General features: G+C 36.5%; 8 protein-coding genes, 1 tRNA gene and 1 pseudogene. 7 read left to right on the top strand and 3 right to left on the bottom strand.

Features of this window, described 5'->3' with window-relative positions; all coding sequences use genetic code 11:
- Positions 1-253: 253 nt before the first annotated feature.
- A complete protein-coding gene (gene upp / locus ACTQZM_RS11555) occupies positions 254-883 on the top strand; it encodes a uracil phosphoribosyltransferase (protein WP_016250879.1) in 630 nt (209 codons plus the stop codon).
- A 50-nt stretch (positions 884-933) separates the two neighbouring features.
- On the opposite strand, the pseudogene ACTQZM_RS11550 reads toward upp, so the two are convergent.
- The 3 genes and pseudogenes from ACTQZM_RS11550 to ACTQZM_RS11540 all read right to left on the bottom strand — a co-directional run.
- Positions 934-1,200: pseudogene (locus ACTQZM_RS11550) on the bottom strand (type II toxin-antitoxin system HicB family antitoxin); the annotation flags it as partial.
- A gap of 59 nt (positions 1,201-1,259) precedes the next feature.
- Positions 1,260-1,332: transfer RNA gene (locus ACTQZM_RS11545), tRNA-Thr, on the bottom strand.
- Between the two features lie 61 nt (positions 1,333-1,393).
- A complete protein-coding gene (locus tag ACTQZM_RS11540; RefSeq protein ID WP_441653850.1) occupies positions 1,394-1,873 on the bottom strand; it encodes a GNAT family N-acetyltransferase in 480 nt (159 codons plus the stop codon).
- A 223-nt stretch (positions 1,874-2,096) separates the two neighbouring features.
- Between ACTQZM_RS11540 and tnpA the strand changes: the two genes are divergently transcribed.
- From tnpA to ACTQZM_RS11510, 6 genes are all read left to right on the top strand, one after another.
- Positions 2,097-2,501 (top strand): IS200/IS605 family transposase, encoded by a 405-nt coding sequence (gene tnpA / locus ACTQZM_RS11535; RefSeq protein ID WP_113837022.1) that lies wholly within the window; start codon positions 2,097-2,099, stop codon positions 2,499-2,501.
- A 16-nt stretch (positions 2,502-2,517) separates the two neighbouring features.
- The gene (gene tnpB / locus ACTQZM_RS11530) at positions 2,518-3,660 is read left to right on the top strand and encodes an IS200/IS605 family element RNA-guided endonuclease TnpB (RefSeq protein WP_441653849.1); all 1,143 of its coding nucleotides are present in this window, start codon (positions 2,518-2,520) and stop codon (positions 3,658-3,660) included.
- 209 nt (positions 3,661-3,869) lie between these two features.
- Positions 3,870-4,469 (top strand): Holliday junction branch migration protein RuvA, encoded by a 600-nt coding sequence (gene ruvA, locus ACTQZM_RS11525; RefSeq protein WP_087402663.1) that lies wholly within the window; start codon positions 3,870-3,872, stop codon positions 4,467-4,469.
- Positions 4,470-4,499: 30 nt separating this feature from the next.
- Positions 4,500-5,489 (top strand): Holliday junction branch migration DNA helicase RuvB, encoded by a 990-nt coding sequence (ruvB, locus tag ACTQZM_RS11520; RefSeq protein ID WP_171301525.1) that lies wholly within the window; start codon positions 4,500-4,502, stop codon positions 5,487-5,489.
- A gap of 12 nt (positions 5,490-5,501) precedes the next feature.
- A complete protein-coding gene (locus ACTQZM_RS11515; RefSeq protein WP_441653848.1) occupies positions 5,502-6,056 on the top strand; it encodes a TetR/AcrR family transcriptional regulator in 555 nt (184 codons plus the stop codon).
- A gap of 9 nt (positions 6,057-6,065) precedes the next feature.
- Positions 6,066-6,518: a low molecular weight protein-tyrosine-phosphatase gene (locus ACTQZM_RS11510; protein ID WP_441653847.1), complete on the top strand. Its 453-nt coding sequence runs from the start codon at positions 6,066-6,068 to the stop codon at positions 6,516-6,518.
- The last annotated feature ends 468 nt before the right edge of the window (positions 6,519-6,986 follow it).

Genomic DNA, 6,986 nt, shown 5'->3' with positions numbered 1-6,986 from the left:
TATTTGTGGTGATTTAATCATATCAGAGAACGGTATGTTTTTTTATACCTAAAATGAAAAATTGGACTGAAGAATCGATTTTGATTCATCAGTCCAATTTATTATAGAGCCTTTATAAATAGTTTTAAAGAAACAGGTTTCATTTTTGAAATCTGTTTTTTTAGAGTTATAGTTAACCTTTTACTTAGGTGTTGAAAGTTTAGTGAGTTTCCTTTAGAATATAGTAGATAAAATAAGTGACGAGGTGGAAAAAATGGGCAAATTTAAAGTAATCGATCATCCATTAATTCAACACAAATTAACGATGATTCGTGATAAAAATTGTGGTACTAAGGTATTTCGTGAAGTTGTAAATGAAATTGCGATGTTAATGGCGTATGAAGTTTCACGCGATATGCCATTAGAAGACGTTGTAATTGAAACACCAATTTGTCAATCAACACAAAAGACTTTATCTGGTAAAAAAGTGGCGATTGTGCCAATTTTACGTGCAGGTATCGGCATGGTGGATGGTATTTTAGAGTTAATTCCAGCAGCTAAAGTTGGTCATGTCGGAATGTATCGTGATGAAGAAACTTTAGAGCCACATGAATATTTCATGAAGTTGCCTGAAGATATTGATAGTCGTCAATTATTTGTGGTTGACCCAATGTTAGCAACAGGTGGTTCAGCAATTATGGCGATTGATTCATTGAAAAAACGTGGCGCATCTAATATCCGCTTTGTATGTTTAGTGGCTGCTCCTGAAGGGGTTAAAGCTTTACAAGACGCGCATCCAGACATTGATATTTATACTGCTGCACTAGATGAAAAATTAAACGAAAATGGTTATATCGTTCCTGGTTTAGGGGATGCTGGAGACCGTCTATTCGGTACTAAATAATCATAGCAATTTTAGCACTTCTTTGACAGTTTTTTGCTGCAAAGAGGTGTTTTTTTTGAATGATATTTTCGATTATAAGCAGCCATATCAATACCGATTACAGCGATAGTACTTTCAGGGTGTTGCTTTTGTAATTCAACAATGTCACTAGCTTTAGGGTATTTTTCGTAATCTTCAAGAGCAAATCCCAAAACTTCTTGGGCTATTTCAAAGGCTTCTTCTTGTGTTTCTCCTTGTGTGATTGCTGATGGAATATCTGGAAATGTGACAGTAATATAGCATTCTCCTTGAGTAAATACAGCTGGATAGAATAGCATAAGCATCCTCCTTATAAAAAAACCGCTGAACCTTGTGGGGCTCAACGGTTTTATTAATATGCCAGCTGCAGGGTTCGAACCTGTGACCTACGCGTTACGAGTGCGTTGCTCTACCAACTGAGCTAAGCTGGCCTAAGACAAGAACTATTTTATTAAAAAACTCTTGTCTTGTAAAGAGGTTTGTCCAAATTTTTTAGCAAAGTTTTTCGTAAATATAGTCATTCATGATAAAACCTTGACCAATATCTACATATCTCTCACCAGCACGGGTAAAGCCACGATGTTCATAAATGCGGATAGCTAGGGCATTTCCTTGGTTGACATTGAGGTAGAGTCGTTTGCCTTTTGCTAATCGTTCATACCAGTCAAATACTTGGCTAGAGAATCCTTTTCCGCGCGTATTAGCATGGAGATAAAGTTTGCTAAGATAGACTTCTTCTCCATTTTCTTCATAGGCCGTATATCCTACTGGTTTTGAGTCGTGAACAAGCAAGAGATAGTGGGCACCTTTTTTCATTTCATCTTCAATATTGGCTTGAGATTGATAATTAGCCAACATATAAGCGACTTGCTCTGCACCAATTATGGGTGTAAAGACTTCTGACCAAATTTCCTGTAATAGCGGCATCAAAACAGCTAAATCCTTTTCATTTTTCACTTCGACTAATTCCATTGTCGTCACCTCACTTTTTTCCATTATAGCACTTTGAAATATGGGCACCAATCTTTTTTTAACGTAATTCAGGCATTCATCGCCCATCCTCTATAGGTGGGCGATGAATGCCATTCGGTATGAGGGTTACTGTTGGTAACTCGAAGACCGACAATACAGTATACTGTCTTTTTATTTTGTTTTATGTTATAATCAGTCTATATTAGAAATGAGTTGAAATAATATGGAATTAGATACAAATAACCATTCAGTTTTCCTTCTTTATTACCATCTTATTTTAGTAACCAAATATCGCAGACAAGTGATAGATGATGAAATATCTGATTATGCTAAAGCTACTTTTGAAAGAATTTCAGAATCATATCATATTACTTTAGTGGAGTGGAATCATGATAAAGACCATATTCATGTCATGTTCAAAGCTCACCCTAAAACAGAATTGACAAAATTCATCAACGCCTATAAAAGCGCTAGTTCAAGATTGATAAAACGTGATTTTCCAAGAGTCAAACAGTTTCTTTGGAAAGAACAGTTTTGGTCTAAAAGTTTTTGTCTGTTGACGACTGGTGGAGCACCAATTGATGTGATAAAGAAATACATCCAAAATCAAGGAAACAATCATAAATAGAAAGCAGGTGAACTTTGTGGAACGACTAAAAGCGTACAATTTCAGAATCTATCCAACAGAGGAACAAGAAATCTTCTTTGCCAAAACTTTCGGCTGCGTTCGTAAGGTCTACAATCTAATGCTTAATGACCGAAAAAAAGTATATGAAGAAGTTAAAAATGATCCTTCTAAAAAAATGACTTTTCCAACACCGGCTAAATATAAGAAAGAATTTCCATTTCTGAAAGAAGTCGATAGCCTCGCTTTGGCCAATGCCCAACTTAATTTAGATAAAGCATACAAGAATTTTTTTCGGGATAAATCTGTTGGCTTTCCACGTTTCAAAAGTAAGAAAAATCCTGTTCAGAGTTATACAACGAATAATCAAAATGGTACAGTTGCTTTGATTGATAATAAATTCATAAAAGTTCCTAAATTGAAATCATTAATAAGAATTAAGCTTCATAGACAACCAAAAGGGATGATTAAATCTGCTACAATATCACGGCATTCTAGCGGTAAATACTACATTTCTTTGTTATGTAAAGAAGAAATTAGCGAGTTACCTAAAACCAATTCTGCTATTGGTATTGACTTAGGTATTACAGACTTTGCGATTCTTTCAGATGGACAAAAAATTGATAATCATAAATTCACGTCCAAAATGGAAAAGAAATTAAAACGTGAACAACACAAGTTGTCTAGACGTGCCTTATTAGCTAAGAACAAAGGTATCCCTTTATCTGAAGCTAAAAATTATCAAAAACAAAAACGCAAAGTAGCTAGATTGCATGAAAAAGTAATGAATCAACGTGCTGATTTTCTGAATAAGTTAAGTACAGAAATTATCAAAAATCACGATATTATCTGTATTGAAGACTTAAACGTAAAAGGTATGTTGCGTAATCATAAATTAGCAAGAAGTATTTCTGATGTATCTTGGTCTAGCTTTGTGGCTAAGTTGCAATACAAAGCTGACTGGTATGGACGTGAAATCATCAAAGTGGATACGTGGTTTCCGTCTAGTCAGATTTGTTCAGAGTGTGGACATAAAGATGGCAAGAAATCGCTTGATATTCGAGAATGGACTTGCCCTATTTGTCATACTCATCATGACCGTGATATCAATGCTAGTATCAATATTTTGACCGAAGGTCTAAGAATACAAACATTGGCTTAGGTACAATCAAAAACCGTAGGAACTACGGGGATAGCTTGGTAAATAAGAGAAACCGCTGTTAGTGAAGAAATAAGCTATCAAGTATGCTCTATTCCCAAGAAGCTCCCACTTCAAGCGTTAAGAACCGTTAGGTTTAGTTAAGTGGTGAGTAGTTCACATGGGCGTTGTGCTAAAATGGATAAGAACATATGTACAAGAAAGGAACGTTTATGTACGAGTATTTTATTGGTCGGGTGACAGGTATTTATCCGGCATATATCGTTTTAGAAGTGAATGGAATCGGTTATCAATTGTTATCTAGTAATCCGTATCGTTACCATGTAAGCGAAGAAGAGGTAAAGGTTTATGTCCAACAAATTATTCGCGAAGATGGACACTTGCTTTTTGCTTTTCAAACGATTGAAGAAAAAAATTTATTCTTACAATTAATCAAAGTCTCAGGGATTGGTCCTAAGAGTGCTTTGGCGATTATGGCAGGCGATGATATGCATGGATTGATTCAGGCTGTTGAGCAAGGCGATGTGACCTACTTGACGAAATTTCCGGGTGTGGGTAAAAAGACCGCTTCTCAAATGGTGCTCGATTTAAAAGGCAAGCTAGGCGAGTTGAATCAAGAAATCACGCTATTTACGCCAGAAGTAGTCCAAACTGCAGATGGCAATCAAGCGCTAGAAGATGCCTTGCAAGCATTAATTGCCTTAGGATATAAAGAAAAAGATGCGCAAAAAGTGAAAAAAGCGTTGGCAGAAGAACAGTTAACAACGGATGAATATTTACGCCGTGCATTGAAATTATTAATGAAAAAATAAAGGTAAAGGGGTGAAGATGTGGACGAGAGAATGATATCACCGGAAATGATGGATGATGAAATGTATCTGGAAAAATCTTTGAGACCGCAGTATTTTACACAATATATCGGTCAAGAAAAAGTCAAATCACAGTTACAGATTTATATTCAAGCGGCTAAACAACGAGAAGAAGCTTTGGATCATTGTCTATTATATGGTCCGCCTGGCTTAGGGAAAACAACCATGGCGATGGTCATAGCCAATGAGATGGGGGTAAATATCAAGACGACAAGTGGTCCTACTATTGAAAAGCCTGGTGATTTAGTGGCGGTATTGAATGAATTAGAGCCCGGCGATGTCTTATTTATTGATGAAATTCATCGTTTACCGCGGGTTGCTGAAGAAGTGCTGTATTCGGCGATGGAAGATTTTTATATTGACATAATGGTTGGACAAGGAACCACAGCCCATCCTGTCCATTTTCCACTCCCTCCTTTTACCTTGATTGGTGCAACGACTAGAGCGGGGATGTTATCCGCACCTTTGCGTGATCGTTTTGGGATTATTGCGCATATGGAGTATTATCAAGAAAGTGAATTAAAAGAGATTGTCTTGCGTTCGGCTGATATTTTTCAAGCTGAAATCGTGGAAGAAGGGGCGTTAGAGATTGCTAGACGCTCACGGGGGACGCCGCGAATTGCTAATCGTTTATTAAAGCGGGTTCGTGATTTTGCCCAAGTGCAATCAGATGGTGTAATCAAACGTCAAATTGCTGATCAGGCTTTGACCTTGCTTCAAGTAGATAAAATTGGACTCGATTATATTGACCAAAAATTATTAAAAACCTTAATCGAAGTCTATCATGGGGGTCCGGTTGGCTTGAACACTTTAGCGGTGAATATCGGTGAAGAGCCTGATACGGTAGAGGATATGTATGAGCCTTATTTGATTCAATGTGGCTTGATGAAACGTACTTCACGTGGACGAATGGCAACGCATTTAGCTTATGAGCATTTTGGTTATCCGATAAAAGAAGATTAAGAGGAAAAAACAGTGAACACGAAAGAAAAATTAGCATTGGCTTTAAAGCAAGCTTGTCAGACACAAAAGTTAGACCAAATTAAAATTCAAAAATTAACACAAATGGCAGGAATTAACCGTCAAACTTTTTATTATCATTTTAAAAATATTGAAGAATTATTTAGTTGGGTTTATGTCAATGAGGCATTGGTTCATTTAAGGATTGATTCACTGTCTTTGGATAATTGGGAAGAACAGGCTTTAAAAATGCTGAAAGTAATTCAAGCGGATGGACGTTTTTATCAAACAATTTTAAAGACACATCATCATTTGTTTTTAGATGATTTTATGCAGACAGTACAGCCTGCTTTTGTGCGCTTATTTATTCAGATGGATGTGAATAAAGAGTTGTCACACGAGGATATGGAGTTTTATTCCCGCTTCTTTTCTTATGGTTGTACAGGAATTTTGGAAACGTGGATTCGCGATGACTTTCCGCAGTCGGCTTTTGAAATTGCGGTACAACTGTATCGTCTAGCAACGGATATAGAATTTTTTGCTTATCGTATTTATCAGGAAAAAGAATAGGAGGTCCTTATGACAAAGATATTAATGGTTTGTTTAGGAAATATTTGTCGTTCTCCAATGGCTGAGGGTTTGATGCGTGATTATTTAGCTAAAAATCAGCGTCCAGATATTGAAGTGGCTTCTGCAGCGACGAGTACTTGGGAGCATGGCAATCCAGTGCATCCAGGAACGAAAAAGGTGCTTACTCGCTTAGGAATTGATACTTCACAGATGTTTTCCACGCCGATTACGACACAAGATTTTTATGAATATGATTATATCATCGGGATGGATCATCAAAATGTGAAAGATTTGTTAGCTAGAGCCCCGCAAGATTGTAAGGATAAAATCTATTTGTATTTAGATGTCGTGGATGGCTACCAAGGAAAAGAGGTACCCGATCCATGGTATACAGGTGATTTTGAAGAGACGTATCGATTATTATCACTAGGGTTAAAACCTTGGTATGAAAAGATAAAATAAGAAAAACGGACGAGTTTATCTATTGGATAGGCTCGTCCGTTTTTACAAGGAGTTAAAAATGAAAAAGTGTTTTTATAGGGTCGTTTGTTGGGATACTTATACTATACCTAGAAGTCGTGAATTTTTTGTGAAGAGAATAAGACGTTTTTAAAAAGAATGGAAAAAGCTGTCTACGAATAGCTATCTCTTCCTATAGAAAAAAAGCTAGTCGGACTAGCCAACTAGCTTATAGAAAGGAGTTAAAATGAAAAATTGTTTAAGGGTTGTTTTATTGGGATGCTTTTATTATAGGGAAGAGTTGTGAAAAATATATGAACAAAACGCTAAGAAATATTTGACTTTTATTAAAGGAAAGGTAAAAGGGGCTGACCCATTAGTCCCTTTTGAATCCAAAAATCGAAGGCACCCGTGAAAGATGCCTTCGATTTTTGGATTTTTTGGATGAAATATAGAGGATTTTCCCCCTAT

The sequence above is a fragment of the Enterococcus cecorum genome (assembly GCF_052119425.1).
Classification (GTDB): domain Bacteria; phylum Bacillota; class Bacilli; order Lactobacillales; family Enterococcaceae; genus Enterococcus_E; species Enterococcus_E cecorum_C.
Note: the sequence above shows the minus strand (reverse complement) of the source record. Positions and strands in the feature narration are given on the sequence as shown.

Excerpts from the sequence above, each read along its gene's own strand:
- ACTQZM_RS11540 (WP_441653850.1), bottom strand. The coding sequence starts at position 1,873 with ATGGAATTAGTCGAAGTGAAAAATGAAAAGGATTTAGCTGTTTTGATG.
- ruvA (WP_087402663.1), top strand. The coding sequence starts at position 3,870 with ATGTACGAGTATTTTATTGGTCGGGTGACAGGTATTTATCCGGCATAT.
- ACTQZM_RS11510 (WP_441653847.1), top strand. The coding sequence starts at position 6,066 with ATGACAAAGATATTAATGGTTTGTTTAGGAAATATTTGTCGTTCTCCA.
- upp (WP_016250879.1), top strand. The coding sequence starts at position 254 with ATGGGCAAATTTAAAGTAATCGATCATCCATTAATTCAACACAAATTA.
- ruvB (WP_171301525.1), top strand. The coding sequence starts at position 4,500 with ATGATATCACCGGAAATGATGGATGATGAAATGTATCTGGAAAAATCT.
- tnpA (WP_113837022.1), top strand. The coding sequence starts at position 2,097 with ATGGAATTAGATACAAATAACCATTCAGTTTTCCTTCTTTATTACCAT.